The sequence below is a fragment of the Actinoplanes sp. CA-131856 genome (assembly GCF_050956135.1).
Taxonomy (GTDB): domain Bacteria; phylum Actinomycetota; class Actinomycetes; order Mycobacteriales; family Micromonosporaceae; genus Actinoplanes.
Map to the genome: position 1 here is coordinate 7,214,694 of NZ_CP191849.1, position 26,720 is coordinate 7,241,413.

At 72.5% G+C, this 26,720-nt stretch carries 19 protein-coding genes and 2 pseudogenes; 8 read left to right on the forward strand and 13 right to left on the reverse strand.

What is annotated here, in order from left to right; all coding sequences use genetic code 11:
- Positions 1-15: 15 nt before the first annotated feature.
- The 3 genes from ACQP2X_RS33410 to ACQP2X_RS33420 form a co-directional block, all read right to left on the reverse strand.
- Positions 16-939 (reverse strand): glycosyltransferase family 2 protein, encoded by a 924-nt coding sequence (locus ACQP2X_RS33410; RefSeq protein ID WP_498688728.1) that lies wholly within the window; start codon positions 937-939, stop codon positions 16-18.
- Between the two features lie 71 nt (positions 940-1,010).
- Positions 1,011-1,358 (reverse strand): hypothetical protein, encoded by a 348-nt coding sequence (locus ACQP2X_RS33415; protein ID WP_498688729.1) that lies wholly within the window; start codon positions 1,356-1,358, stop codon positions 1,011-1,013.
- Between the two features lie 87 nt (positions 1,359-1,445).
- On the reverse strand, positions 1,446-3,587 hold the full coding sequence (locus ACQP2X_RS33420) for an MMPL family transporter (protein WP_498688730.1): 2,142 nt from the start codon (positions 3,585-3,587) through the stop codon (positions 1,446-1,448).
- Between the two features lie 151 nt (positions 3,588-3,738).
- Between ACQP2X_RS33420 and ACQP2X_RS33425 the strand changes: the two genes are divergently transcribed.
- The 6 genes and pseudogenes from ACQP2X_RS33425 (at position 3,739) to ACQP2X_RS33450 (ending at position 14,562) form a co-directional block, all read left to right on the forward strand.
- Positions 3,739-4,146: a PLD nuclease N-terminal domain-containing protein gene (locus ACQP2X_RS33425; RefSeq protein WP_498688732.1), complete on the forward strand. Its 408-nt coding sequence runs from the start codon at positions 3,739-3,741 to the stop codon at positions 4,144-4,146.
- 74 nt (positions 4,147-4,220) lie between these two features.
- On the forward strand, positions 4,221-7,556 hold the full coding sequence (locus ACQP2X_RS33430) for a DUF4132 domain-containing protein (RefSeq protein ID WP_498688734.1): 3,336 nt from the start codon (positions 4,221-4,223) through the stop codon (positions 7,554-7,556).
- Positions 7,553-8,668: an ATP-binding protein gene (locus ACQP2X_RS33435; RefSeq protein WP_498688735.1), complete on the forward strand. Its 1,116-nt coding sequence runs from the start codon at positions 7,553-7,555 to the stop codon at positions 8,666-8,668. Before ACQP2X_RS33430 ends, ACQP2X_RS33435 begins: the two co-directional genes overlap by 4 nt.
- Before the next feature lie 3 nt (positions 8,669-8,671).
- Positions 8,672-11,125, forward strand: a pseudogene (locus ACQP2X_RS33440) (DUF5682 family protein); the annotation flags it as partial.
- Positions 11,126-11,211: 86 nt separating this feature from the next.
- Entirely contained in the window at positions 11,212-12,321 is a 1,110-nt protein-coding gene (locus ACQP2X_RS33445; protein ID WP_498688737.1) for a VWA domain-containing protein, read from the forward strand.
- 40 nt (positions 12,322-12,361) lie between these two features.
- Positions 12,362-14,562 (forward strand): annotated as a pseudogene (locus ACQP2X_RS33450) (YehQ family protein).
- A gap of 83 nt (positions 14,563-14,645) precedes the next feature.
- Here ACQP2X_RS33450 and ACQP2X_RS33455 read toward each other — a convergent pair.
- The gene (locus tag ACQP2X_RS33455) at positions 14,646-15,329 is read right to left on the reverse strand and encodes a FadR/GntR family transcriptional regulator (RefSeq protein ID WP_498688738.1); all 684 of its coding nucleotides are present in this window, start codon (positions 15,327-15,329) and stop codon (positions 14,646-14,648) included.
- 158 nt (positions 15,330-15,487) lie between these two features.
- Here ACQP2X_RS33455 and ACQP2X_RS33460 point away from each other — a divergent pair, with 158 nt between their 5' ends.
- The gene (locus tag ACQP2X_RS33460; RefSeq protein ID WP_498688740.1) at positions 15,488-17,005 is read left to right on the forward strand and encodes a 2-isopropylmalate synthase; all 1,518 of its coding nucleotides are present in this window, start codon (positions 15,488-15,490) and stop codon (positions 17,003-17,005) included.
- Between the two features lie 11 nt (positions 17,006-17,016).
- Here the strand turns inward: ACQP2X_RS33460 and ACQP2X_RS33465 are convergent, their stop codons facing one another.
- Genes ACQP2X_RS33465 through ACQP2X_RS33475 form a run of 3 tightly spaced genes read right to left on the reverse strand, consistent with a single transcriptional unit; the run spans position 17,017 to position 19,920 of the window.
- Positions 17,017-18,489, reverse strand: coding sequence for a tripartite tricarboxylate transporter permease (locus tag ACQP2X_RS33465; protein ID WP_498688742.1), 1,473 nt, complete (start codon positions 18,487-18,489; stop codon positions 17,017-17,019).
- Position 18,490: 1 nt separating this feature from the next.
- Positions 18,491-18,949, reverse strand: a complete 459-nt coding sequence (locus ACQP2X_RS33470; RefSeq protein ID WP_498688743.1) for a tripartite tricarboxylate transporter TctB family protein — start codon at positions 18,947-18,949, stop codon at positions 18,491-18,493.
- The gene (locus ACQP2X_RS33475) at positions 18,946-19,920 is read right to left on the reverse strand and encodes a Bug family tripartite tricarboxylate transporter substrate binding protein (RefSeq protein ID WP_498688745.1); all 975 of its coding nucleotides are present in this window, start codon (positions 19,918-19,920) and stop codon (positions 18,946-18,948) included. Before ACQP2X_RS33475 ends, ACQP2X_RS33470 begins: the two co-directional genes overlap by 4 nt.
- Before the next feature lie 65 nt (positions 19,921-19,985).
- On the opposite strand from ACQP2X_RS33475, the gene tcuA reads away from it, so the two are divergent.
- Positions 19,986-21,419: an FAD-dependent tricarballylate dehydrogenase TcuA gene (tcuA, locus tag ACQP2X_RS33480; RefSeq protein ID WP_498688746.1), complete on the forward strand. Its 1,434-nt coding sequence runs from the start codon at positions 19,986-19,988 to the stop codon at positions 21,417-21,419.
- Here the strand turns inward: tcuA and ACQP2X_RS33485 are convergent.
- From ACQP2X_RS33485 to ACQP2X_RS33510, 6 genes are all read right to left on the reverse strand, one after another.
- A complete protein-coding gene (locus ACQP2X_RS33485; protein WP_498688748.1) occupies positions 21,416-22,207 on the reverse strand; it encodes an SAM-dependent methyltransferase in 792 nt (263 codons plus the stop codon). The genes tcuA and ACQP2X_RS33485 overlap by 4 nt on opposite strands.
- 15 nt (positions 22,208-22,222) lie before the next feature.
- Positions 22,223-23,896 (reverse strand): LuxR C-terminal-related transcriptional regulator, encoded by a 1,674-nt coding sequence (locus ACQP2X_RS33490; RefSeq protein WP_498688750.1) that lies wholly within the window; start codon positions 23,894-23,896, stop codon positions 22,223-22,225.
- Entirely contained in the window at positions 23,845-24,705 is an 861-nt protein-coding gene (locus tag ACQP2X_RS33495; protein ID WP_498688751.1) for an AAA family ATPase, read from the reverse strand. The genes ACQP2X_RS33490 and ACQP2X_RS33495 overlap by 52 nt, the downstream gene beginning before the upstream one ends.
- An 89-nt stretch (positions 24,706-24,794) precedes the next feature.
- Positions 24,795-25,757, reverse strand: coding sequence for a S1 family peptidase (locus ACQP2X_RS33500; RefSeq protein WP_498688752.1), 963 nt, complete (start codon positions 25,755-25,757; stop codon positions 24,795-24,797).
- A 53-nt stretch (positions 25,758-25,810) separates the two neighbouring features.
- Positions 25,811-26,113 (reverse strand): GNAT family N-acetyltransferase, encoded by a 303-nt coding sequence (locus ACQP2X_RS33505; protein ID WP_498688754.1) that lies wholly within the window; start codon positions 26,111-26,113, stop codon positions 25,811-25,813.
- 3 nt (positions 26,114-26,116) lie between these two features.
- The gene (locus tag ACQP2X_RS33510) at positions 26,117-26,716 is read right to left on the reverse strand and encodes a helix-turn-helix transcriptional regulator (RefSeq protein ID WP_498688756.1); all 600 of its coding nucleotides are present in this window, start codon (positions 26,714-26,716) and stop codon (positions 26,117-26,119) included.
- Positions 26,717-26,720: the final 4 nt, after the last annotated feature.

A 26,720-nucleotide genomic window follows, 5' to 3' on the forward strand; every position in this document is an offset into this window, starting at 1 on the left:
CGGGGTTACGCGTGATCAACCTCTCGGTGGAGTCTGCGCCAATGTCTCCACTCCCCCGCCGAAACCGGCCGCGACGACCGCCGCGACGACAGTGGCGGCCCGCAACGCGTGAAAACCGCCGCGGCCCATGGTGGCGGCGGCCAGATCACGGGCGACGGCCCGCGGCAGGATCCGGCGCAGATAGTTCCGTTCCGTTCCGAGTTTCTGCGCGCGCGGCAGCAGAGCCGACATCTGCACCTTTCCGCGCCCTTCGGCGTAACAACGGCGCAGGAAGAAACGGAACGTGCTGCGGTCGACCGGCACGTCGTGCTCGATGACCGATTCCGGCACGTACATCCAGCGGCCACCGGTCTCGGCGCTGATCCGCAGGCACAATTCGGTGTCCTCGGGCCGGTTCCGCTCACCCAGTTTCCCGAATCCGGCCCGGAAACCGCCGACCGCCACGAAAGCCTCCCGGCGCACCATCATGCTCGCCGACCACACATTGCGGATCTCGGCGACCGAGGTGGGCATTCCCTCGTACGACACGCCGACGGTCCAGAGCAGTTCATCGGGCATCCAGGTCGGCCGGTCGCGTTCCCAGGCGGGCCGGATGCTGCCGCCGGCGCCGACCACGGCCGGGTCGGTGAACTGCACGGCGAGACGGCCGAGCCAGCCCGGGTGGGCCACGGTGTCGTCGTCCAGAAAGGCGATGAACTCCGAACGGGCGTGAAAGGCGCCGGTGTTGCGATTTCCGGAAGCGCCGCGGGCAAAGGCGTTCTCCAGCACAGTGACGCCGGAGAACTCGGCCGAGGCCCGCGCGAAAAGGGCGGCATTGTGGTCGACCACGACGATCACCTCGGCCGGCCGCATTTCCTGGGCGAGAGCGGAGGCGACCGTACGCCGGAGCGACTCCCAGCGCCGTTCGGTGTGGGTGGGAATGACGATGCTGGCGGTCATGACGGCACTCCGGAGGGTGGCGCTGAGGGGAATTGAACCCTAGAACGCCACCCTATGAATCACATGAGAATTCAGCGCCAGAAGACTGCGACGGCGGCGTTGGCCAGCGTCAGCGTGATGATGCCGATGAAGTGACCCTTGTTCACGTCCGCACGCTTACGCGGGATGAAGACCATGATGAAGATGAGGATCGCGATGACCAGCTTCACACCCAGCTTGACCGGGCTCGGCTCGTCGTCGCCGCCACCGCGCAGCGGCGCCGCCAGCCCGATCCCGCTGACCAGCTGGATGATCGACCCCCACAGGATCGCCGGGTTGATCCGGAACTTCCCCGACACGAATTGCGCGACCGCCCCACCGAGCAGCAGCGCGAACCCGATCAGGTGGATGAACAGCAGAATGAGCCGAAGTGCTTCCACGGGCTAAGAGCTTGCCAAACCCGTTCCCACCAGCCACACCCGGGTCGCGTGAAAGGCGGCGGCGCGAGTGCGCCGCCGCCTTTGCGGTCAGGCGTTCACGAGGTCCTTCTCGTTCAGGGAAGCGGTGAGTTTCTCGCCCTCGACGTCGACGTTGGGGAGGGCCCGGTCCAGCCAGCGGGGCAGCCACCAGGCCGAGCGGCCCAGCAACGACAGGACTGCCGGGACGATGGTCATGCGGACCAGGAAAGCGTCCACCGCCACGCCGAAGGCCAGGGCGAAGCCCAGGGACTTGATGATGGTGTCGTCGGCCAGGATGAAGCCGGCGAAGACGCTCATCATGATCAGGGCGGCCGCCGTGACCACGCGGGCCCCGTGCCTCATGCCCGTCACCACCGCCTCGTCGGGGGTGGCGCCGTGGACGTACTCCTCGCGGGCCCTTGTCACCAGGAAGACCTCGTAGTCCATGGCCAGGCCGAACAGGATGCCGATCAGGAAGATGGGCATGATGCTGACGATCGGGCCGGTGCTCTCGACGCCCAGCAGGCCGCCCAGGTGGCCCTGCTGGAAGACGAAGACCAGCGCGCCGAACGCCGCCGCCACGCTCAGCAGGAAGCCGGCCGTGGCCTTCAGCGGCACCAGGATGCTCCGGAACACCAGCATCAACAGGACAAAGGCCAAACCGACCACGATTGCCAGGTACGGGATGAGGGCCGCGGTCAGCTTGTCCGACACATCGATGTTGATGGCCGTCGTGCCGGTCACCGCCAGGCCGGCGATGCCCAGGTCGCGGATGGCGTGCACCAGCTCCTTGGTCGCGTCGCTGGACGGGCCCGAGCCGGGGACCACCGTCAGCATGGCCGTGTCGTTCGCCTTGTCGGCCGTGGCCGCCGAGACCAGCACCACGTCGTCCAGCTTGCCGATCACCTGGGCCGCGTCAGCGGCCGCGGCGGCGGCGCCCGTGGTCTCGACCACGACGATCAGCGGGCCGTTGAAGCCGGCGCCGAAGCCCGCAGCCAGCTGGTCGTAGGCCTTGCGCTGGGTCGAGTCGGCGGCGGCCGTGCTGTCGTCCGGCAGGGCCAGCTTGAGGTCGAGCGCGGGCACCGCCACCAGGGCGATCACGCCCAGCGAGAGGACGAGGGCGACGACCCGATGACGCAGGACGCCGCGGGCCCAGCGCTCGCCGAACGGCGTCTTCGCGGCGGCCACCGCCCCGGTGCGCTGCTTCTTGGGCAGCACCTTGAGACCGGCGAAGCCCAGGATCGCCGGTACGAGGCTGAGGGTGACCACGACCGCCACGGCGACCGTGAACGCCGCGGCCAGGCCCATCGCGGTCAGGAACGGGATGCCGGTGACGCTGAGCGCGGCCAGCGCGATCACCACGGTGAGGCCGGCGAAGACCACGGCCGAGCCGGCGGTGCCGACCGCGCGGCCGGCCGCCTCCTCGCCGTCGCGGCCGGCGGCCATCTCATGCCGGTAACGGGAGACGACGAACAGGGCGTAGTCGATGCCGACGGCCAGGCCCAGCATCGTGGCCAGGGCGGAGGTGGACGACGACAGGTCGAAGAAGCCGGTGGCGATGGTGATGCCGAGCATGCCGGCGCCCACGCCGACCAGGGCGGTGAGCAGCGGCAGGCCGGCCGCGACGAGCGAGCCGAACGTGAGGACCAGCACGAACGCGGCGATCAGGATGCCGATGGCCTCGCTGGAGTGGCCGCCCTCGGACGACTGGGTGGCGTCGCCGGAGTACTCGACGCCCAGACCGGCCGACTTGGCCGTGTCGCCGGCCGCGGTCAGACCAGCACGGGCCTCATCGGTCACATCGGCCGCTGCGACCTCGTACGTCACCGTGGCGTACCCGGTCTGAAGGTCTTGGGAAATGGTCTTCGACGTGAAGGGGTCGGCGACGGAAGCCACCTGTGGCGCCTGAGCGAGCGCGGCGACGGCCTTTTCCACGGCCGCCTTCTGCGTGGTCCCGGTGAGTTTCCCGTCGCCCGCGACCGTGAAGACGACCTTGACCGAGGCGGCGTCGGTGCCGGCGCCGAACTTCTCCTTCAGCACCTCCATGGCCCGGAACGACTCGGTCCCCGGAATGGAGAAGGCGCTGCTGGTCGGGCCGGACAGGGTTCCCGCGCCCACCCCGAGCAGGACGAGCAGGAGCGCCCACAGGCCGAGGGTGAGCCGGCGGCGCCGGAACGAGAACCGGCCGAGCCGGTAGAGCAGTGTCGCCAAGACGGTTCCTCCACGAACGGTCGGGGTGTTCGAGAAGGCTGTTCGGCAGGCCGGCCGGCGGATTTAATCCGTAGCGGAGGAGGACCCGGGGCGGCGGAGGGCGTGCACTGAGGGCCGGTTTGTCATCACCCCTCTGGCGAAGGGCACAGCCATGTTCGACGACAACGGCTCCTTCCTCCTCGCGCTGTTCGAGTTCTTCCTGTTCATCGCCTGGTTCATGTGCCTGTTCTGGATCTTCGGCGACCTGTTCCGCAGCAAGGACCTGGGCGGCTGGGGCAAGACCCTGTGGGCCCTGTTCATCATCATCCTTCCGCTGGTCGGGACGCTGGTCTACCTCATCGCCCGCGGTGGCGGCATGGCCGAGCGGACCGCGGCCAGCCAGACCGCGCTGCGGCAGCAGCAGGACGCGTACATCCGGTCGGTCGCCGGCTCCAACGGCGGGGCCCGCAGCGTGACCGACGAGATCGCCTCGGCCAAGGGCCTGCTCGACTCGGGGGCGATCACCTCGGACGAGTACGACCGTTTGAAGGCGTCCGCCCTGGCCAAGAGTGCCGCCTGAGTTTTTGTCGTACGCCACCGCTAGCCTTCCCGGCACCAAGTTCGTGATGGGCCGGAGAAACAAAAGGTTGGCGCATGCAGACTTCCGAGGACACCTTCGACTTCCCCGCCGGTTGGCTCAGGCACCGCTTCGCCCGCCGGGGCAGCTCCGGAGCGACGGCGTTCACGCCCGACACAAAGGCGCGCGCGTTCGTCGACGAGGAGCTCGCCCGGCGGTCCGAGGTGGTGCTGCCGATCATCGAGGCGCCCGCGACGCCCACCGAGCTGCGTGAGGGCGGGCTCGCCTGGCTGCACGGCAAGCCCGGGGTGACACCGGCCGGCGCCGCCGCGGTGGCCCTGGCCGCCGGGGTCGGCAACTGGCAGGCCGGTGACAAGCTGGCCGCGTTCGCCGATGTCTGGCTCGTCGAGCAGGGCCCGATCTTCGCGGCGCACGCGGCGGTCGAGCTCATGACGCTGGAGACCATGCACAGTCACGGCCCCGTCCTGCCCGGCGTCGCCCAGCGTTACGGGGTGCGGCACATGCGCTCCGGCGGCAAGCGCCACAGCTGGCAGGCCGACGCCCAGATGCAGACCCTCTTGCGGGTACGTCTGGCGCTCGCGGCCGCCTCCGACGAGACGTACCGGGAAGCGGTCGCCGCCCTGGCCGGTCATCGGCGCGGCCATCTCTACGCCCGGGCCGCCGTCTCGGCGCTCGTGCCCACCGAGACCGCGTGGGTCGAGCAGGACATCGCCGACACGGTCGCCGCCGGTGACGACTATCTGGCCGCCCTGCTGACCTCGGCCGCGAGCCAGGGCCGGCAGCTCGACGTGCTCGCTCCCCTGGCCACGGGCTGGACGGTCTGGGGCTCCCTGGCGATGCTGGCCACCCTGGCCGACGGGGTCGGCGCGGCCGCGGCCCCGGCGCTGTTCGGCTGGTTCGACGACGAGGTCGGCGACGCCGCGGCCCAGCGCCGCCTGCTCAGCGTCATCGCCGTGCTCCCCGGTGACGACGTGATGGGCGGCCTGATCGAGCGCGCCGGGCAGAGGAACGTGACGCCCTACCTGCTCGAGGCGGCCCAGCGCTACCCGCGGCGCGGCCTGCGCCTGCTCGCCGAGTCGGGCCGGCACGACGACCTGCTCCGCGCCCACCTGCTCAACCACCCCGGCCTGGCCGACGAGCTGCGGCCCGAGCTGAGCGCGCCGGCCGTGGCGCGGATCGAGGCCATCACCGCCGAGGCGGCGTCGCTCGTGACGGCGCCCCTGTCGGCGGTCCCGCCGGTGCTGGCCGACCCGCCGTGGAACCGGCGGGTCAAGGCGGCCAAACCGGTCGTCGTCGCCGGCCTCGCCTGCGCCGACGAGCCCGCGACCGAGTGGCTGCCGGGCGAACGCGTGGCGTGGCGGGACACCCCGATCCGCCACTACGACAAGCCGAAGGAGGGCTGGGAGGAGCTCGCCCACCGGATGGCCTCGGGCCGCACGCAGTGGAACGACCCGGTCCGGCTCTTCACCGACGGCCCCGACGACGTCGCCCGCCGGGTGCTGCACCACTGGCGGCCCACGTACGCGTACGACGCCGACACCTGGATGCGGGTCGCCGCCGACCGGTTCGAGACCGCCCTGCTGCCGGTCATCGTCTCGCTGGCCCGGCAGTCCCCGGGCGAATACGCGCCGCTGCTGGCCCCGTTCGTCTCGCCCGAGCTCGCCGTGCTGATGGCGGGCTGGCTGGCCCGGCTCAAGACCACCCGGCAGCACGCGCTGCAGTGGCTCCTGCGCCATCCGGCCGCGGCCGCCCGGGCGCTCGTGCCGCCCGCCCTGCAGAAAGCCGGCCCGGCCCGGCGCGAGGCCGGGCAGGCGCTGCTCGCGCTGCACCTCAACGGTCACGGCGACGCCGTGCGGGCGGCCGCGTCGTCGTACGGGCCGGAGGCAGCCGCGGCCATCGGCGCGCTGCTCGACACCGACCCGCTGACCGTGCTGCCGGCTAAGATGCCGCCGGTGCCGTCGTGGGCCGTGCCCGGCCTGCTGCCGCCGGTGCGGCTGCGCGACGGCTCGGGGGCGCTGCCCGCCGAGGCCGTGACGAGCCTGCTGAGCGTGCTCGCCATCTCGCGGCTCGACGAACCGTACGCCGGCCTGGCCCTGGTCCGTGAGGCCTGCGACCCGTCGAGCCTGGCCGAGTTCGGGTGGGGGCTGTTCCAGCGCTGGCAGGCGGCCGGGGCCAACGCCAAGGAGAACTGGGCGCTGACCGCGCTCGGCCTGATCGGCGACGACGAGACGGTCCGGCGGCTGACCCCGCTGATCCTGTCCTGGCCGGGCGAGGGCGGGCACGCCAAGGCGGTGACCGGCGTCAACATCCTGGCCGCGATCGGCAGCGACGTGGCCCTCATGCGCCTGCACGGCATCGCCCAGCGGGCCAAGTTCAAGGGCTTGAAGAACACCGCGAACGAGAAGATGGCCGAGGTCGCGGCCGGGCTCGGGCTCAGCGCCGAGCAGCTCGCCGACCGGCTGGTGCCCGATTTCGGGCTCGACGCGGCGGGCAGCCTGCGGCTCGACTACGGCGGCCGTGAGTTCACGGTCGGCTTCGACGAGCAGCTGCGGCCGTTCGTGGCCGACGGGGCCGGCAAGCGGCTCAAGGCGCTGCCCAAGCCGGGCGCGCGGGACGACGCCGAGCTGGCGCCGCAGGCGTACAAGCAATTCTCCGCCTTGAAAAAGGACGTGCGGACCGTCGCCACCGACCAGGTCCGGCGCCTCGAGCGGGCGATGGTGACCGGCCGCCGGTGGAGCGCCGGGGAGTTCCAGCAGCTGTTCGTCGACCATCCGCTGCTGTGGCACATCGTGCGGCGGCTCGTGTGGGCGGTGTGGGACGCCTCCTCCGAGCCACTCGGTGCGATCCGCGTCGCCGAGGACCGTACGTTCTCCACCGTGGATGACGACGAGACGACACTGCCCGACGGCGCGACCGTGGGGGTGGCGCACCCGCTGCACCTGGGCGGCGACCTGGCCGCGTGGTCGGAGCTGTTCGCCGACTACGAGATCCTTCAGCCCTTCCCGCAGCTGAGCCGGTCGACGTTCGCGCTGAGCGCCGAGGAGGCGGCGGGCAGCCGTCTCACCCGCTTCGAGGCGGTCACCGTGCCCACCACCAAGCTGCTCGGGCTCGAGCGGCGCGGCTGGCGGCGCGAGGCGCCCCAGGACGCGGGCATGCAGAGCCGTATCGAGCTGGCCGTCGCCGACGGCGTCGAGGTGGCCGTCGAGATCGAGCCCGGCATCGCGGTCGGCTACGTGGGTGAGTTCGCCGACCAGAAGATCACGATGGTGATGCTGCACAACGGCACCGGCAGCCGCTGGCACAGCGACCCGCGCGGCCAGATCGCGCTGGGCAAGCTCGACCCGGTGGCCGCGTCCGAGATCATCCGCGACCTCACGGAGGTGACCGCGTGAGCCTCACCGAGATCGAGGTGACCGAACCCGCCGGCAGCGTCCAGCGGCCGCCGGCCGAGGTGCGCTTCGCCGCCGAGCTGGACCGGCTGCGGGCGGCCGACAGCGCGGCCCGGCCGCCCGGCTGGGCGCTGAGCGTCCAGGCGGCCCGCCGGTTCGTCGTGGGCGATCCGGCGCTGCGGGTGAGCCGCAAGTTCGTGGGCGACCCGTCGCTGATCGACCGGGCCCTGATCACGCTGGCCACCAGCCGCGGGCTGATGCTGGTGGGCGAGCCGGGCACGGCCAAGTCGCTGCTGTCCGAGCTGATCGCGGCCGCGGTCAGCGGCGACTCGACACTGACCATCCAGGGCGGCGCGGCCACCACGGAAGACCAGATCCGCTACTCGTGGAACTACGCGCTGCTGGTCGCCGAGGGGCCGTCCACCCGCTCACTGGTGCCGGCGCCGCTGCTGCGGGGCATGGCCGAGGGGCGCACGGTCCGGTTCGAGGAGATCACCCGGTGCCCGCTGGAGGTGCAGGACTGCCTGCTCTCCCCGCTGTCCGACCGGGTGCTGGCCATCCCCGAGCTGACCGGGCCCGAGTCGATGGTGTTCGCCCGCGACGGCTTCAACATCATCGCCACCGCCAACACGCGCGACCGGGGCGTCAACGACATGAGCTCGGCCCTCAAGCGCCGCTTCAACTTCGAGACGGTCTTCCCGATCGCCGACTTCGCCACCGAGCTGGCCCTGGTCACCGACGAGGCGGCCCGGCTGCTGGCCCGCTCCGGGGTGACGGCGGAGCCGCGGCGTGACGTGCTCGAGGTGCTGGTGACGACGTTCCGCGAGCTGCGCACGGGCGAAACCGCGCGGGGCGACTCGATGGACAAGCTGTCGGCGGTGATGAGCACGGCCGAGGCGGTGTCGGTGGCCCACGCGGTCGGGTTGCGCGGCTGGTTCCTGCGCGGCGAGGCCGGCAACGCCGAGGACATCGTGGCCTGCCTGGCCGGCACGGCGGCCAAGGACAACGCGGAGGACCTGGCCAAGCTGCGCCGCTACCTGGCCCAGCAGATCACCTGGCGTGACGGCAACCAATGGCGGGCGCTCCACCAGGCCCGTCACCTGCTGCCGGGCTGAGCCGTGCCGGTCACGTTCATCGGGGTGCGCCACCACAGCCCCGCCTGCGCCCGTCTGGTGGCCGACACGATCACCCGCCTGCGGCCGGCGTACGTGCTGGTCGAGGGCCCGGCCGACGTCAACGGCCGGATCGGCGAACTGCTGCTCGGCCATCAGCTGCCGGTGGCGGTGTTCAGCAGCTACCGCGACGACTCGCGGCGGCACGCGTCGTGGGCGCCGTTCTGCGAGTATTCGCCGGAGTGGGCGGCGCTGACCCGCGGGCGGGAGGTGGGCGCTTCGCTGCGCTTCATCGACTTGCCGGCGTGGCATCCGGCGTTCGAGGGCCGCAGCAACCGTTATGCGGACGCGGAGCTGCGCTACGCCGACGTGATGGAGCGGTTGTGCCGGGCGTTCGAGGTCGACAACGTGGACGCGCTGTGGGACCACCTGTTCGAGATAGCGCCCACGGAGGGCCTGGCGGAAAGGCTGGAGACCTACTTCGACCTCGTACGGGGCGAGTCCGCGGCCGGCGACTCCGACACCGCCCGCGAGGCGTACATGGCTTCCTGGGTCACGGCCGCCGAAGCCGCCGCAGGCGACCGGCACGTGGTGGTCGTGACGGGCGGCTTCCACCGGCCGGCGTTGGTGCGGGCACTCGTCCAGCGACACTCGTCCACCACCGATCCGCTCACGCCCAGCACACCCACGTCCGCAGCCACCACGCCCGCGCCCGCCGCATCCGCCGCCACCGAGCCCACCCCGCCCGCACCCACCGCGCCCGCGACCGCCACACCCACACCCACCACACCCACCGCGCCCGCAGCCGCTGCGCTGGCACCTCGCGCCGGTGCGGACAATCCGCTCTGGCCGGTCATTCCCGAAATGCCGGACGGGGCGCTCGGCGGGAGCTTTCTCGTTCCCTACTCGTTCCGGCGGCTGGACTCGTTTGACGGCTATCAGTCGGGGATGCCCTCGCCGGGGTACTACCAGAAGTTGTGGGAGTCGGGGGCGGACGGGGCGGCCCGGCATCTCGTCGAAGCGGTGGCCGAGCGGCTGCGGAAGAAGCGGCAACCCGTGTCGACGGCCGATCTCATTGCGGCTCGGGCCACGGCGGAAGGGCTGGCGACCGTACGAGGGCATCATCGGCCCGGGCGCACCGATGTGCTCGACGGGCTCGCGTCGGCTCTGGTCAAAGAGGCCCTTGACGTGCCGCTGCCGTGGGCTCGGCGCGGGACCCTCGAAGCGGGCAGCCATCCCGTTGTCGTCGAGATGGTGGCCGCGCTCAGCGGCACCCGTGTCGGGCGGCTTCATCCGGAGACGCCGGCGCCGCCGCTCGTGCACGACCTCGACGCCGAGCTGGAACGGGCCGGGCTGAACGGGGAGGCCACGCTCGAACTCGACCTCACGCTCGACGGCGACCGGGAACGCAGCCGGCTCTTGCACCGGGTGCGGTTGCTCGGCGTGCCGGGCTTCCAGCGGGACAGCGGTCCCACCACCGGGCTCGACCCGGTGCTGCGCGAACGCTGGACGCTGCGGCCCGGGCCGGAACGGCTGACCGCGGTGATCGAGGCCGGGGCGTACGGGGCCACGCTCGCCGACGCCTGCGCGGCCGTGCTCGCCGAACGGGCCGCCGGGGCCGGGCGGGACGTGGACGCGCTCGCCCTCGTGCTGTTCGACGCCGCGCTGTCCGGGACGGCCGACGTCTCCGACCGCACCCTGGCCGACATCGAGGCCGCGGTCGGCGCCGCGCCCGAACTCGGGCCGCTCGGCCGCATGCTGGCCGTGGTGCTGACCATGTGGCGGCACGATGGGCTGTTCGGCACCGCTCGCAGCGCCACCCTAGGCACCGTCATCGCCGCCGCCGTCCGGCGGGTGCTGTGGCTGGCCGAGGGCGTCCGCGGCGGCGAGGCGCCGGCCGATCCGGGGCGCATCGGCGCGCTCGCCGCCTGCCGCGACGGCCTGCGGCACGCGGGCCGGGCGCTCGGGCTCGACCGGGCGGCCGCTGTCGAGGTCGCCGCCCGCGTATGCACCGACCGGGAGGCACCGCCCGATCTGCGCGGCGCCGCGTTCGGGTTCCGGTGGGCGCTGCACGACGACCCGTCCACGGTCGAGCCGCTGCGCGGGGTGCGCGGCGCCTTCGTGCCCCGCTCGGCCGGCGACTGGCTGGCCGGGCTGTTCGCGGTGGCCCGCGAGGAGGTGCTGCACTCCCCCGACGTGATCGGGCTGCTCGACGAGTTGCTCTCCGGCATGTCACCGGACGACTTCCTCATCTCGTTGCCCGCGCTGCGGCAGGCCTTCGAATATTTCCCGCCCCGCGAACGCGAGACCATCGCCACGCGGGTCCTGTCCCGGCGCGGCCTGGCCGGCACCGGCCGCGCCCTGCTCCGCACGGCCGGGCCGGGTCCGGCCGTGGTCGCCGCCGGGATGCTCCTGGACAGCCGCGTCGACACCGTCCTGCGGCGCGAGGGGCTGATCGGCGGCGACCCGGCTCCCGCCGGCACCGCGACCGGCTCGGCGACCACGCCCGTCGCGGCCGCTGCGACCGGTCCGAACGGAGACACGCTGTGACCGATTCTGATCTCGAACGTTGGCGGCTCGTGCTGGGTGAGCCGGCCGGCGCCATGGGTGATCTGAGTCCCGAGGCGATGCGGCGCGACGCCGCGTTGCGGTGGCTCTACGGGCGCGACGAGGAGCACGCCAAACGCGACGTGCGCAGCGGCGGGGACGGGGCGTCGGCGTTCACCACGGTGGACTGGCTGGACGACATCACGCAGCTCTTCCCGAAGGAGACGGTCGAGCGGCTGCAACGGGACGCGGTGGAGATCTACGAGATCACCGACGTGGTCACCGATCCGGAGGTCCTGCGGACCATCGAGCCCAACCCGGGGCTGCTCCGAGCCGTACTCCAAACCAAGCATCTGATGAACCCCGAGGTGCTGCGGCTGGCCCGGAGGATCGTCGAGGCCGTCGTCCGCGACCTCATGGCGAAGATGGCGACGGAGGTGCGGGCGGCCTTCACGGGGACGCGGGCGCGCCGGCCGAGCCGGTGGAAGCAGGCCCGCGACTTCGATGTCAGGCGGACGCTGCGGGCCAACCTGGGCCACTACCGGCCCGAGGAGCGGCGGCTTTACATCGAGACACCGCACTTCTTTTCCCGTACGCGGAAGCAGGTCGACCAATGGCAGGTGATCCTGCTCGTCGACCAGTCCGGGTCGATGACCGATTCTGTCATCCACTCGGCGGTGACCGCGGCGTGCCTGTGGGGTCTGCCGGGCGTGCGCACGCACCTGGTGGCGTTCGACACGGAGGTGGTCGATCTGACGAGCGACGTGGACGATCCGGTCGAGCTGCTCATGAAGGTCCAGTTGGGCGGCGGTACGGACATCGCGAAGGCGGTCCTGTACGGCGCCGGCCTCGTCGAGCGGCCGCGGCGGGCGATCGTGGCGCTGATCAGCGACTTCTACGAGGGCGGTTCGGAGCAGTCGCTGGTCCGGGCGGTCCGCGAGCTGGTCGAGCAGGGGACGAAGGTGCTCGGCTTGGCGGCTCTCGACGACCAGGCCAATCCGGCGTACGACCGTGAGACCGCCCAGAAGCTCGCCAATGTGGGCGCTCCGGTGGGCGCGATGACGCCGGGACAGTTGGCCCAGTTCATCGCCGAGCAGGTGGCCCGATGAGCCGGGTCGTGCGGGGCGGCCCGGGCGGCGGGAGGGCGCGATGAGGGGGGATCTGCGGGCGCTGACGCCGGTGACGCTGGCCGAGCTGACCAATCGGGGCCTGGTGAAGCGGGCGTCCCGGGAACTGGAACGGGAGACGCCGAAGCTCTCGGAGGACGCCGACGGCACGGTGCACGCGGTCTTTCCGGACGGGGTGAGCACCGATCTGCCGGCAGGAGGTCTCGACGCGGGGACCTGTAGTTGCGGCGCCGCGGGCGTGTGCCGGCACGTCATCGGCCTCGTACTGGCTTATCAGGCCTGGTCGGAACGGACGCCGGCGGCTGTGCCCAGCGAGCCGGCGCCGGACGCCACCGGGGGCGGCTCGGACACGCCCGAAGACGGCAACGCGGGCACAGTGGACATCAACGCGGCCGGAAGCGGCGGCGGGGCGAACGGCAGCGCCGGAACTAGCGATACAGCCGCCGACAGTGTGACGGCCGGGGGCAGCACCACGGCCGGCAAGACGGTCGGCGCGAGTGACACGGCGGTCCGGGGTGGTGCCCGGAGCGATGCGCGGCGGCTGGCGGTGGCACGCCAGGCGATGTCGCGGCGGGGGTGGTGGGGTGGTCTCCTGGGGAGTTCACGGATGAGCAGCTGACCGCTCGTGTCGGGGCCCGGATGATGGCGGCGGCGCGGCGGGTGTTGCGGGGCGGGTTTGTCGCTCGGGTGCATCGGGGGCGGGTCGGGGATCCGGTTCCTACCGTGGAGTTGCCTACGGCTACCGTGCGGTTTCTGGTGCCCCATGACCTTGGGTTCGCCCGCAGCGATGCCGCGGCGGGCAGCCGGGACGACGTTCTCGCTCTGGCTGTGTGGGCTTTTCGGGCGGCCGATGGTCTTGGCGGGGATGACGCCGATGTTCAGGTACAGGTGGGTGGGGCGCCGGCCGGGGCCACCGGTCTGGAGGCGCTCGGGCGGGCCGTTCGGCTGGCGGGAAGCGTTGTCCGGGAAGGGGCCGTTCATCTCGGGGCCGGGATGGGCGGAGAGATCGCTTCGGTGCGGGCCGGGCTTGAAGCGGCTCGGATGCGGTGGCCTCTGGGGGCCGTTGATGACCTTGTGGGGCAGCTGGAGGCGTACCGGGAACGCAGTGCTCGTTATCGGCCGGAAGCGCTGGCTGATCATGTCGCTGAGCTGGTGGCGCGGTATCGCAGTGTGAGCCGTGGTGGGGTGGCGCCGGTCTCGCGGGTACTGGGGACCGACGAAGCGTCCGAGACGCCTCTGCGGCGGGCCCGGCTGGACGGGCTCGGTGCCCGGGTGTCGGCGGTGGGGGACGAACGTACTGTCGAGGTTTTTCTGGCCCATGCGGACAGTTCGGCCGTGCTCGTTCTGCGGCGGCAGTACGCGACGGAGGAGAGCGGGCCGGAGCTCGGGCGGCGGCGGGTGGCCGGGGTGACCCTGGGGGCCCTGGCCGGTGGGGCCGTGATCACCGAGTCGGCGTCGCGGAGTGCCAGCCGGGCCGTGCGGCTGGGTACGCGGCGGCTGAGCCGCACCGAAGCCATGACCACCCGGGACACGTGGCGGCATCTGCCCCGGACTCTGCTCGTGCCCGATCTGGATCGGCTGGCCGCCGAGCTCGACGCCCTGCCGCCCCGGCCGATCCGGGCGCGGGTCGAGGCCGAGCTGGTGCGGGTGGTGCCGATCGCGGAGGTGCGGTCCGTGACGTACGCGCCGGGGGCGCAACGCGTCGACGCCCAGGTCGCGGATGCGAACGGGGTGACGGCGCGGGTCAGCGCGGTCCACGCGGCGTGTGCGCCGGGGCGGCTCGACGCGGTGGTGGCGGCGCTCGGGGGTGGGGCCCGGTTCGTGGCCGGCAGCGTCCGGCGCAGCGGCGGGACCGTCGTGATCGACCCGATCGGCTTCGCCTCGGACGACGGTGTCGTCGTGCCCGATCTCGCGGCGGCCGGTGGCCTGGACGATCCGCGGGACCGGGCGGGTGAGAGCGCCGATCCTCTCGGGCTGGCCGTGATGGACGCCCTCGGACTGCTGGCCGAGGTGGCGCACCGCGGCCTGCTGCACCTGCCGTCGCCGATGAGCGGGCGGCTGCGCGACGCGGCCAAGCGGCTCGAGGCGGTGGGGCTGCGCCAGGCCGGTGCGGCGATCGGCGCGCTCGCCGCCCGGCTGGGGCCCGACCCGGGCGACGACGCGGTCGAGGCGTGGGCGGACGCCTACTTGAGGGTGGGCCTCTGCGCGGAACTGCTGCCATGAGCCAGGCGGGACCATAGCGACGCCAGGGTGGCCTCGACCTGGGACGGGACGGCGCCCCGGGAGGGGCCGGCCGGATCTCCGGTTCAGTCGCGCCGGAGCAGGGCGAGGGTGTGGCGCAGCTCCCGGCGCAGGGTCTGTTCGGCGGCCTCGGGGTCCTGGGCGGCGACCGCGGCCACCAGGGCGGCGTGGGTGTCCTCGCCCGGGTTGGGGAGCTTGGCCCGCAGGCCGAGCAGCCGGACGAGGTCGATCAGGCCCTCCCGCAGCACGGGCAGGAACTCGGTGAACAGGTTGAGCAGGATCGGGTTGTGCGCGGCGGCGACGATCGCGGCGTGCAGGGCGATGTCGGCGTCGACGAACGCGGCGTCGTCCTCGCCGGCCGCCTCCACCCGGCGGGCCATGGCGGCGTCGATGGCGGTCATGTCGTCGTCGGTGCGGCGAGCCGCGGCCAGGCGGGCCGCCTCCACCTCCAGCGCCACGCGGACCTCGTACACCTCGGTCAGTGAAGCCCGGCGCAACTGGACCGCCCAGTTGACGCGGGGCTCGGCGGCGACCACGAAGACGCCGGCGCCCTGACGGGACTCGACGAGGCCGGCGCCGGCCAGGATGCGCATGGCCTCGCGCAGGGTGGGACGGCTGACGCCGAGCAGGGGCGCCAACTTGTGTTCGCCCGGCAGCTTGGTGCCCACGCCCCACTCGCCGGAGCTGATCCGGCCGCGCACCCGCTCGGCGACCTGGGCGACGAGCGGTGACGGGCTGACCGGATCCATCGCACCAGACTAACTTGTCATACAACCTGACAAGTTCTATCGTTGAGGCATGGCGCTTCTTCTCCTTGGTCGCCGCTGCGGGGCCTGACACGGCCGGCACCCCGCAGCGGGTGGTCCGCGCGCCGGTCGATTAGACCCGACCGACCTGGAGACAGAGAATGAACCCGCAGAAGCCGAGTGGCATGCCGTTCCACCGCTACCGTCCCGTCCACGACCGCGTCGCCCTGCCCCTGAGCGGGCGCGACTGGCCCGCCCACCGCATCACCGAGGCCCCGCTCTGGGTGCCGGTCGATCTGCGCGACGGCAACCAGGCACTGGCCGAGCCGATGGACACCGCCCGCAAGCGCCGCTTCTTCGACCAGCTGGTGGCCATGGGCTACAAGGAGATCGAGATCGGTTATCCCTCGGCCAGCCGGACCGACTTCGATTTCGTACGTCACCTCGCCGCGACCGGCATCCCCGACGACGTCACGGTCGTCGTCTTCACGCCGGCCCGTGAGGAGCTCATCGACCGCACCGTGGAGTCGATCGACGGCATCGGCCGGGCGATGATCCACCTGTACACCGCGACCGCCCCGGTATGGCGGGACGTCGTGCTCGGGCGTACCAGAAACGACGTCAAGGACTTGATCCTCGAAGCCGCCGCCCATCTGGCCCGGCGCGCGCCCGGGCGCCGCTTCCAGTTCTCGCCCGAGGTCTTCAACCTGACCGAGCCCGACTTCATCCTGGAGATCGCCGAGGCGCTCACCGATCTGTGGTCGGCGAGCCCGGACCACCCCGTCGTGCTCAACCTGCCGGCGACGGTCGAGGTCGCCACCCCCAACGTGTACGCCGACCAGATCGAGTACATGCACAAGAACCTCGCCCGCCGCGACGCGGTCATCCTCTCCGTGCATCCGCACAACGACCGCGGCACCGGCATCGCCTGCGCCGAGCTGGCGGTGCTGGCCGGCGCCCAGCGCGTCGAGGGCTGCGTCTTCGGCAACGGCGAGCGCACCGGCAACGTCGACCTGGCCACCCTGGCCCTCAACCTGTACGCGCAGGGCATCGACCCGATGATCGACTTCTCGGACATCGACGCCGTGGTCCGGACGGTCGAGCACTGCACCCGCCTGCCGCTGCACCCGCGCCACCCGTACGCCGGAAGTCTCACCCACACCGCGTTCTCCGGCACCCATCAGGACGCGATCGCCAAGGGCCTGGCCCGCCACGCCAAGCAGGCGGCCGAGTTGGGCGTCCCCGAGAGCGAGGCGCCGTGGTCGGTCCCCTATCTGCCGATCGACCCGGGCGACCTCGGCCGCGACTACGAAGAGGTCATCCGGATCAATTCACAGTCCGGCAAGGGCGGCATAGCGCACATCCTCCAGACCCACCACGGCCTGGACCTGCCGCCGGCCATGCGCCCCGACTTCTCCCGCGCGGTCCAGGCCGTCACCGACGAGACCGGCCGCGAGCTGCGCCCGGCCGAGCTGTGGCAGCTCTTCCACGACACGTACGTGGAGCCCGGCGCCACTCCCTCACTCCAACCCGGCGAGGTGCTTTCCATTCACAAAGACACTTCCTGGGTGTACGTCCAAGGCGCCGTCGACGGGCGCACGGCCTGGGGCGCCGGGCCGGACGAGGAGCACGCGCTCCGGGCCGCCATCAACCGGGCGTCCCTGAATCGACACTCATAAAGCCGCCACGCTCACTCGCGGCGGCGCCAGGCCAGGAACGGCGGCAGCGCCAAAGCGAGCACGACGAACGCCCACAGGATGATCGTCAGCGGGCTGGAGACCAGTGTGGACCAGTCGCCGTCGGAGAGGGCTAGGGCCCGGCGCAGCTGCTGTTCGGCCAGCGGAGCCAGGATCAGGCCGACGATGGCCGGGGCCACCGGCACTCCGGCCTGGCGCATCAGCAGGCCCAGCAGGCCCAGGACGGTCAGGACCAGCAGGTCGGCGACCGTGCCGCCGGTGGCGAAAGTGCCCAGGCACGCGAAGACCAGCACGCCGGCGTAGATGCCGTACGCGGGAATGGTCAGCAGGCGCGCCCAGGCCCGGACCAGCGGGAGGTTCAGCACGAGCAGCAGCACGTTGCCGATGTAGAGGCTGGCGATCAGGGCCCAGACCAGGTCGCCGGACTCGGTGAACAGCTGCGGGCCGGGCTGGAGGCCGTACGACTGGAACGCGGTCAGGATGACGGCCGCGGTGGCCGAGGTGGGCAGGCCGATGGTCAGCAGCGGGACCAGGACACCGGCGGCCGCGGCGTTGTTCGCGGCCTCCGGGCCGGCCACCCCCTCGATGGCGCCGTGGCCGAACTCGGCGCGGTGCTTGGAGAGCCGCTTCTCGAGGCTGTAGCTGAGGAACGTGGGCACCTCGGCGCCGCCGGCCGGGAGGCTGCCGATCGGGAAGCCCAGGGCCGTGCCGCGCAACCACGCGGGCCACGAACGGCGGAAGTCGGCCCGGGACAGGACCGCCGCGCCGCGCACCGGTTCCACCCGCGCCGATCCGGTGCCGGCGACGAGGTGCCAGAAGGTCTCGCCGAGGGCGAACAAGGCGACCACCACGATCACCACGTCGACCCCGTCGAGCAGGGACGGCACACCGAAGGCGAGGCGCGGCTGGCCGGTCAGGGTGTCGATGCCGACCAGGCCGATGCCGGCGCCGATGACCAGGCTCGCCGCGCCTTTGAGCAGGGACGGGCCGAGCAGGGCGCTCACCGTCACGAAGGCGACGGCCATCAGCGCCACGTATTCGGGTGGGCCGAAGCCGATCGCGATGTCGGCCACCACGGGCGCGGCGACGGAGAGCAGAACCGTGCCGATCGTTCCCGCCACGAAGCTGCCGATGGCGGCCGTGGCCAGGGCGGCCGCCGCCCGCCCGGCCCGGGCCATCTTGTTGCCCTCCAGGGCGGTGGCCACCGACGAGCTCTCCCCCGGGGTGTTCAGCAGGATCGAGGTGGTCGACCCGCCGTACATGCCGCCGTAGTAGATGCCGGCGAACATGATCAGCGCCGCCGCCGGGTCGAGCCGGAACGTGACGGGCAGCAGCAGGGCCACGGTCAGCGCGGGCCCGATGCCGGGCAGCACGCCGACCGCGGTGCCGATCGTGACGCCGACCAGCGCCCACAGCAGGTTGCCCGGTGTCAGCGCGTCGGCGAAGCCGGTGAGCAGGTCGCCCATCTCAGAACCCCCACGGCCCGGTCGGCAGCGACAGCCCGATCAGGCGGTCGAAGACGAGGAAGACCACCGCCGCGAGCGTCCACCCGTAGGCCGCGACGCGGGCCGGATGCGGAGCGCCGAGGAGCAGCGCCGCCGCCGTGAAGAGGCCGGCCGAGCAGAAGACGTACCCCAGAAACGGCAGCAGAACGGCGAACGCGATCAGAGTGACCACCATGGCCGTCAGGCGCCAGAGGCGCCGTGGGTTTTCCCAGGGTGTACGCCACGTCGAGCGCGCCGAGAGCACCAGGGCGGCGCCGAGCAGCCCGAGCAGCACGCCGATCACCACCGGCACGGCCGCCGGCCCGATCGGATCGTCGGCGCTCCGCAGCCGGGCGGCGTCGATCAGCACCACCACCCCGAGGACGGCCATCACGCTGCCGAGAAGCCCCGAAGCACGGAGTTGAGACTGTTCTTCACTCACGCCAGCCCCATTTTCTTCAGAACGTCGGTAACCGTCCGGCGCTCCTGGTCGATGAACTGCTCGAACTCCGGCCCGGCGAGCGTTGCCTCACCCCAGCCCCGCCGCCCGAGCGTCTCCTTCCACTCGGCGCTCCGAGTCATCCGGAGCAGAAGGTCTTCGAGACCGCGCTCGTCCTCGGCACTGATCCCCGGCGGCGCCACCACCCCACGCCAGTTCGCCAGCTCCACGTCGACGCCCTGTTCCCGCAGCGTCGGCACGTCGGGCAGGGCCGGCAGCCGTTCGGCGCTGGACACGGCGATCGGGCGTACGGTCCCGGCCTCGATCTGCGCCTCGAGCTCGGAGATGCCGGAAACCCCGGCCGTGGCCCGGCCCGACAGCAGCGTCGCCAGCGCCTCCCCTCCCCCGGAGTGCGCCACGTAGTTGACCCGGCCCGGGTCGGCGCCGATCGCGTCCGCCACCAGCCCGGCCAGGATCTGCTCGACCCCGCCGGCCGATCCGCCCGCGAAGGACACCGCACCCAGGTTCTGCTTCATCCGGTCCACCAGGTCGGGCATCGTGCGCACCGGCGACGAGGACGGCACCACGATCACCTCGTAGTCGGTGACGAGCCGGATCAGCGGTGTCGTCCGGTCGAGCCCGATCGGCGCGTCGTTGCTCTCGATCGCGCCGAGCATGATCAGGCCCATCACCATGAGCTGGGTCGGCTCGCCGTCGTGCCGCACGAACTGGCTGAGCCCGATCGTCCCGCCGGCACCGGTCACGTTGTAGACCTCGGTGCGCCCGGCCAGATCGCGCAGCGCCGACTGCATCTCCCGCGCCGTCTGGTCCCAGCCGCCGCCGGGCGCGGCCGGCGCCATCAGCCGCAACTGCCGTCCGTCGAGGAAACCCTCGTCGTCGTCCGCCCAGGCCCCGCTGACCACCAGCAGCACCGTCGCCAGGGCGGCCGCCAGGTACGGGATCCACCGTCGCATCGGCCTCACCACGCTTCCGTGACGTACCGTTACATCGATGTCCCTAGTTTGGTGCAGGAGGCAGCGTGGCGCACGTCGTGGTGGTCGGTGGGGGCAACGCCGGGTTCAGCGCGGCCCACGCCGCGGCCGCCCGGGGCCGCGAGGTGCTCCTGCTGGAGCGGGGCCGGCCCGAGGAGTCGGGTGGGAACAGCTTCTACACGGCGGGCGCCTTCCGGGTCGCCCATGACGGCCTGGCCGATCTCGCGCCGCTGCTCGATCCCGATCCGCGGCACGCGTCGACGGTGCTGACGGCGTACACCCCGAAGGCCTTTCTCGACGACCTGCGCAAGGTGACCGCGGGCCGCACCGATCCCGTGCTCTCGGCCGTTCTGGCCGAGGAGAGCGGCGACGCCGTGCGCTGGCTGCATGGCTGGGGGCTGCGTTTCCGGCTGATGTACGAACGGCAGTCGTACCAGGACGGCGAAGGACGCCACGTGTTCTGGGGCGGGCTGGCCGTGGGCAGCGTCGACGGCGGCAAGGGGCTGATGGCGCAGCACACCCGCGCGGCGGCGGCGAACGGTGTCGAGGTCCGCTACGGCCACCGGTGCACCTCGCTGATCGTCCAGGACGGGCGGGTGGCCGGGGTGCGCTGGGAGGGCGGCGAGGAGCGGGCCGAGTCGGTGATCCTGGCCGCGGGGGGCTTCGAGGCCGATCCGGTATGGCGGCGCGAGCATCTGGGACCGGGCTGGGACCGGGCGCTCGTGCGCGGCACGCCGCTGAACACCGGCGACATGCTGCGGGCGGCCCTGGACGCCGGGGCGGCGCGCGGCGGCGACTGGGGTTCCTGCCACTCGGTGGCCTGGGACGCGGGGGCGGCAGCCACCGGCGACCGTGACCTGACCAACCGCCTGACCCGGCAGAGTTACCCGCTCGGGATCGTCGTCAACGCCGAGGGCCGGCGGTTCCTCGACGAGGGCGCCGACTTCCGCAACTACACCTACGCGCGCTACGGCGGGGAGATCCTGCGCCAGCCCGGCGGCGTCGCCTACCAGGTCTTCGACGCCGCCATCCGGCCCCTGCTGCGCACCGAGGAGTACGACGCGCCCGGCGCCAGCGTCGTCATCGCCGGCAGCGTCACCGAACTGGCGGCGCGGCTCGGGGCGGAGGGTCTGCCGTCGACCGTCGAGGAGTTCAACGCCGGGATCGACGAGAGTGTCCCCTTCGACCCGTCGGTCAAGGACGGCCGGGCCGCACGCGTCACCCCACCCAAGAGCAACTGGGCGCTTCCGCTGCGCACGCCGCCGTTCTACGCCTTCGCGGTGACGTGCGGGATCACGTTCACCTTCGGCGGCCTGCGCGCCGACGAGCACGGCCGTGTCCTGCGGGAGGACGGTTCCGCCATGCCCGGGCTGTACGTCTGCGGCGAGATGCTCGGAGGGCTGTTCAGCGGCAACTATCCGGGCGGCAGCGGCCTGACCGCGGGCACCGTCTTCGGCCGCCGCGCCGGGAGCCTCGCCTAGGGTTTGCGCCCGGCACCGCCGTACAGGGCCACCTGGGCATCGGTCAGATCGGACGGGCCGGCCGGGCGCCACCTCAGGATCGGCACCACTCCCGGGTCGAGCAGGTCGAGGCCGGTGAAGAAGCGGGCCACCTCGGCCTGGGAGCGCAGGCGGGTGGGAATGCCCTGGTCGCGCATGATGGCGGTGAAGCGGGCCCACGACTCGGGGTCGTGGTCGGCGGTGATGTGCGAGAGCACCAGGTAGCTGCCGCTCGGGAGGCGGGACATCAGGCTTTCCACGATGTCGTACGGCTTCTCGTCGTCCTCGATGAAGTGGAGGATCGCGTAGAGCAGCAGCGCCACCGGCTCGTTCAGGTCGAGGGTGTCGCGGACCTCGGGGGTGTCGAGGATCTTCTCCGCTTCCTGCAGACGGGCGCCGAGATAGGCCGTACGGCCGGAGGGGTTGCTCGTCAGAAGGGCCCGGGCGTGGCTGAGGACTATCGGGTCGTTGTCGGCGTAGACGACCCGGGCGGCCGGATCGACCTGCTGGGCCACCTCGTGCACGTTGGGTTTCGTGGGCAGGCCGGTGCCGATGTCGAGGAACTGCCGGATGCCGCCCTCGGCGGCCAGATGGCGCACCGTGCGCTGGAGGAACGCCCTGTTCTCGCGGGGCGCCGTGGCCGCGTTCGGGTTGGCTTTCAGGCCCTGCTCGGCGGCGGCCCGGTCGGCGGCGAAGTTGTCCTTGCCGCCGAGCAGGAAGTCGTACACCCGCGCGGGATGGGGTCGGCCGGTGTCGAAGGCGTCCGTCACCGGGTCAGGATATCGTCAGAGATCGCTGTGCTGGTGCACCAGACGGGCCAGTTCCACCCGGGAGTTGATGCCCAGTTTGGTGAACGCGTGCCTCAAATGGGTGCTCACCGTGTGCGGGGACAGGAACATCGCGGTGGCCACCTGGCGGTTCGTGGCGCCGTCGGCGACCCGGCGGGCCACGTCCCGCTCGGCGGTGGTCAGCAGCGACCAGCCGGTGCCACCGGCGCGGGTGGCGGTGCGCGGGCGGCGGCGCACGCCCAGCTTGCGCAGCGCGCCGCGCACCCGGGAGCTGTCGAAGGTGGCGCCGATTTCGTCGTAGATCAGGCAGGCCTCCGCCAAGGCCTCGACCGTTCCCACGTCCTCCAGCGCGACCGCCAGCGGCAGCGGGCGCGGGAACTCCCGGTAGAGCGCCACCGCCTCGGTCAGCCGGCCCCGCGCGTGGGCCGCCGTCGCCGCCAGGAAGCGGAACGACGGGTTCTCGGCGGCGCGCCGCTCGATCGCCGAGGTCGCGCGATCGGCCCACTCCGGCTCGCCGATGTCGCGGGCCAAGCGGAGGAACAGCACCTCGTCGGCCGGGTCGAGGGGCGTGCCCAGCGGCGGGATGCCGGCGCCGAAACACGCGGCCGCCTCGGACAGTAGCTCCCGGATGTGGGCGGGGTCGCGGCGGTCGGCCACGGCCACCAGCGCGCCCAGCCACAGGCCGGCGTGCCGGACGATCGGGGCCTCGTCCTCGCGCATCCGGGCCGCCTCGGCGTCGTAGCGGCGGGCGGCCGCCATGTCGCCCGTGTGCAGGGCCACCCGGCCCACGGTCACCAGGGCCGTGCAGTCGGCGTAGTTTCCGGCGCCCAGTTCGTCGCTCATCGCCCGTACGCCCTCGGCCTCGGCCCGCGCGTCCTCCAGCCGGCCCGCGTCGTAGAGGATGCGGCACCGGTCCATGCTCCACTGCCGCAGCAGCCACGCCTGACCGTCGCGCTGGGCCGCTTTCATGCCCGTCTCGGCGTGGTCGAGGGCGAGGTCGGGCCGGCCGGCGATGTCGTCGAGCCAGCCCCGCCACTGCGTCGAACCCCACAGCGCCGTGGCCGCGCCGACCCGGGCCGAGACGGTCACCGCCTCGTCGGCCAGCTCCCGCGCGCGTGTCCACTCCCGGCGGTAGAGGGCCTGGACCGACTGCGAGGCCAGGCAGACCGCCCGGGCCGCGTCGTCGCCGGCCCGGGTCGCCGTGTCGAGACCCTCGGCCAGGACCGCGTCGGCCCGCACCGGGTCGCCCACCATCGTGAGGTTGACGCCCTCCAAAGCCAGCAGCGGCGCCCGGGTGGCGTCGGGCAGGCCGGGCAACGCGACCGCGCGCTCGCATTGCCGCACGGCCTCGACGAAGGAGTACTGGCTCGACACGGCCGCGATGCCGATGCGGACGGCGGCCTCGGCGGCGGGCCCGATGCCGGTGGAGAGCAGGCTGGTACCCAGTTTCGTGGCCTCGTGCGCGCGCCCGGCCAGCCACAGCAGACGTACACCCTCAGCAATGATCTCGCCTCGCCGAGGCGAACCGGCCGGAGTGAGCTCCAGCGCCCGCCGGCTCACGTCGGCCGCGCTCGAGGGCGCCACCGGCGCCAGCTCGGCCGCGGCCAGCCGCAAGGCCGCTATCGCCTCGTCGTCACCGGGCTCGGCGCTGTCGGCCAGCAGAGAGGCCACAGCGACAGCCGCCGGGACAGCACCGAGGCCACCTCGAGCACGGTCCGGGCGTCCTCGCCGAGGCGGGACAGCTGCCGCCGGATCAGCGCCCGCAGACGTACCGGCGGACCCTCCTCGCGGGCGCCCCGGACCAGGGCGCTGATCAGCATCGGCCGGTTGCCGGTCCCGTGCACCGCCGCCATCAGCTCCGGCGACGGGGCCGCGCCGAGCAGGTCGGCCGTCATCGCGGCCGCCGCCTCGTCGTCGAGCCGGTCCAGGTCGATCGTCTCGGCCCCGCCGTCGGTGAGCCGGCCCAGCGTGCTCAGATAGCCGGCCGGGCCGTCGGCCCGCCGGCCCGCGAACAGCCACATGACGGCGTCGGCCGACAGCCGCTCGGGCAGGGCCCGCATGGCCAGCAGGGTCAGGTCGTCGCACCACTGGAGGTCGTCGACGGTGATCAGCAGGGGCCGGCGGAGGGCGGCGCGCTCGATGGCGTCCCGCACCTCGGCCAGCACCCAATAGCGGCGCTCGGGCTCGGAAAGCTCGCGCAGGCGGTCGGAGCCCAGGATCGGGTCGGCCCCGGCGAGCAGCCCGCGCATGAGGCTGTCGCCCGGGACGAGGGCGCTGTCCGGGTCGGCGGCGATCGCGACCCGGTGCACGCCCTTCAGTCCTGCAACGAGTGCCGTCTCGCGGAGAAGGCGTGACTTGCCGCTGCCCGCCGGGCCCGTGACGAGCGTGACCGAGCCCTGCCCGGCGACGACACGCTCGAGGGCCCGCTGGAGCGCTCCCAGTTCGCGGTCGCGCCCGCGTACAGGGGTTTCCGGCTCCACCGGGCGAGATTACCTGATGATCTTGAGGCTCCCATGCCACCAATCTGCCTCGCCGCGGGTGGCGGCACATCGCACATCCATGCGATCTCTCATCTGCGGTGCGTGCCCCGCCGGGGTCTCCGCAACCAGAGGGCCCCGGCCACGATCAGCATGGCGACCGGGATGCCGGCCAGCCAGAGGATCTTGTCGCTTTTCTCCTCGGCGGGCGGTGCCGCCGGTTGGGCGACGGTGCGGGCCGGGGCCTTGACCGGCGGTTTCGGCGGTGGTGTCGTCTGCAGGTCGGCCTTGATGACGCCCAGGATCCACGAGGCCACGGCGTCCACCCGCGTGGCCGTGTCGGCGCCGGTGTGCGGGCAGGTCGGTCCCCGGCTGACGACGGCCACGACCGTCGCCACGCCGGTGGGGCCGCCGGTGAAGTACGGCCCGCCCGAGTCGTGCGGGCAGGCGCTGGTGCTCTTGCTCGGCGCGACCCCGGCCACACCCATCTCGACCTTGTCGATGTTCGTGATCCGGAACTGGCCGGTCTGCAACGTGGGGCTGGTCTGCTCGGCGTCGCCGTCGGTCAGGCCGAAGCCGACCAGCCGCAGCCGCTGGCCGTTGGCCGGCTTGACCCGGTTCAGCTTGAGCGGGGCGATGCCGGTGATCGGGCGGTCGAGCCGGGCCAGGGCCACGTCGGCGCTGCCGTGCTGGCGTACCTCGATCACGTTGGCGCTCAGGCCCACCTTGCTCTTCAGGTCGGCCCGGCCCACCGTGGCGATGGTGCGCTGGGCGACCGGCCGGGAGACCCGGCGCCCGCTGGCGTCCTTGAAGCAGTGGCCGGCCGTCAGCACCCAGCGCGGCGAGATCAGTCCACCGGAGCACGAGCTGTCCCGGCGGCCGCCGTCGGCGGTAGGGATGCCGAGGTCGGTCAGCTTCACCGCGAACTGGTACTGCCCGTTGGCGACGGTCTCGCCGTCGGCGATCGCGTGCGCGGGCGTGCCGGCGGCGCCGGCTCCGAGCACGGCCGCGACGAGCGCGACGAGCGCGACGACGACCCTCGATAGCGTCTTCATCGGCGTCGAGCCTACGGCCGCCCCGCCAATCACGGACGGGCGTCAGATGATCACTACTTGATCCGCCTGCCCTGACGGGCCAGGATCGCGTCGTAGTCGTGGTGCGTCTCGAGCCAGCCGCTGATGAAGGGGCAGATCGGCACGACCGTACGCCCTTTCGCGCGGGCGTCGTCCATGACGGCGCGCGCCAGCTGCGAGCCCAGGCCGTGCCCCTCGTACGGCGGCTCCACCTCGGTGTGGGTGTAGGCGATGATGTTTCCGCTGAGCTGGTAAGTGACGAGACCCGCGAGCTCGCCCTGCTCGTCACGCGCCTCGAACCGCTCCTTGCCGGGCACGTCGGTGATCACGAACGTCATGCCTCATCCAATCACAGGGCGCCCGAGCTGGTAGCGCGGCGTGAACCGGGCCCGGTACTCGGACGCGGTCAGCCCGTAGTGGGCCCGGAACCGCCGGGCGAAGTAGTTGGCGTCGGGCCATCCGACCTGCTCGGCGATGGCCCGCACGGGCCGGTCGGAGTGCAGCAGCATCTCGGCCGCGAGCTCCACGCGATAGCGCGACAGATAGGCCATCGGGGGCAGGCCGGTCACGGATTTGAAGAGACGTACGACATAACCCGGCGCCAGATGCAGCAGCTCGGCCAGCTCCTTGAGCGCCTCGTGGTCGCCGGCGGAGAGACGGGTCGCGAGGATGCCGCGGCGCTTCTCGACGTACGGCCCGGTCCACAGCAGGTGCCCGAGCAACGGATCGTCGCGGGTCCAGTTGAGCTCGCGGCGGAGCAGCTCGGCCGAGAAGCACAGGTTGTAGAGCAGCAGATCGTCACAGTCCTCGTACCCGTGCCACACGCCGGGCCGCAGAAGCACGGCGTCGCCGGTCTGGAGACGCCGCCGCCCGTCGACACTGTGGTGGACACCGCCGCCGGAGATGACGAAGGCGACCTCGATGAAGCTGTGCGTGTGCACGGGC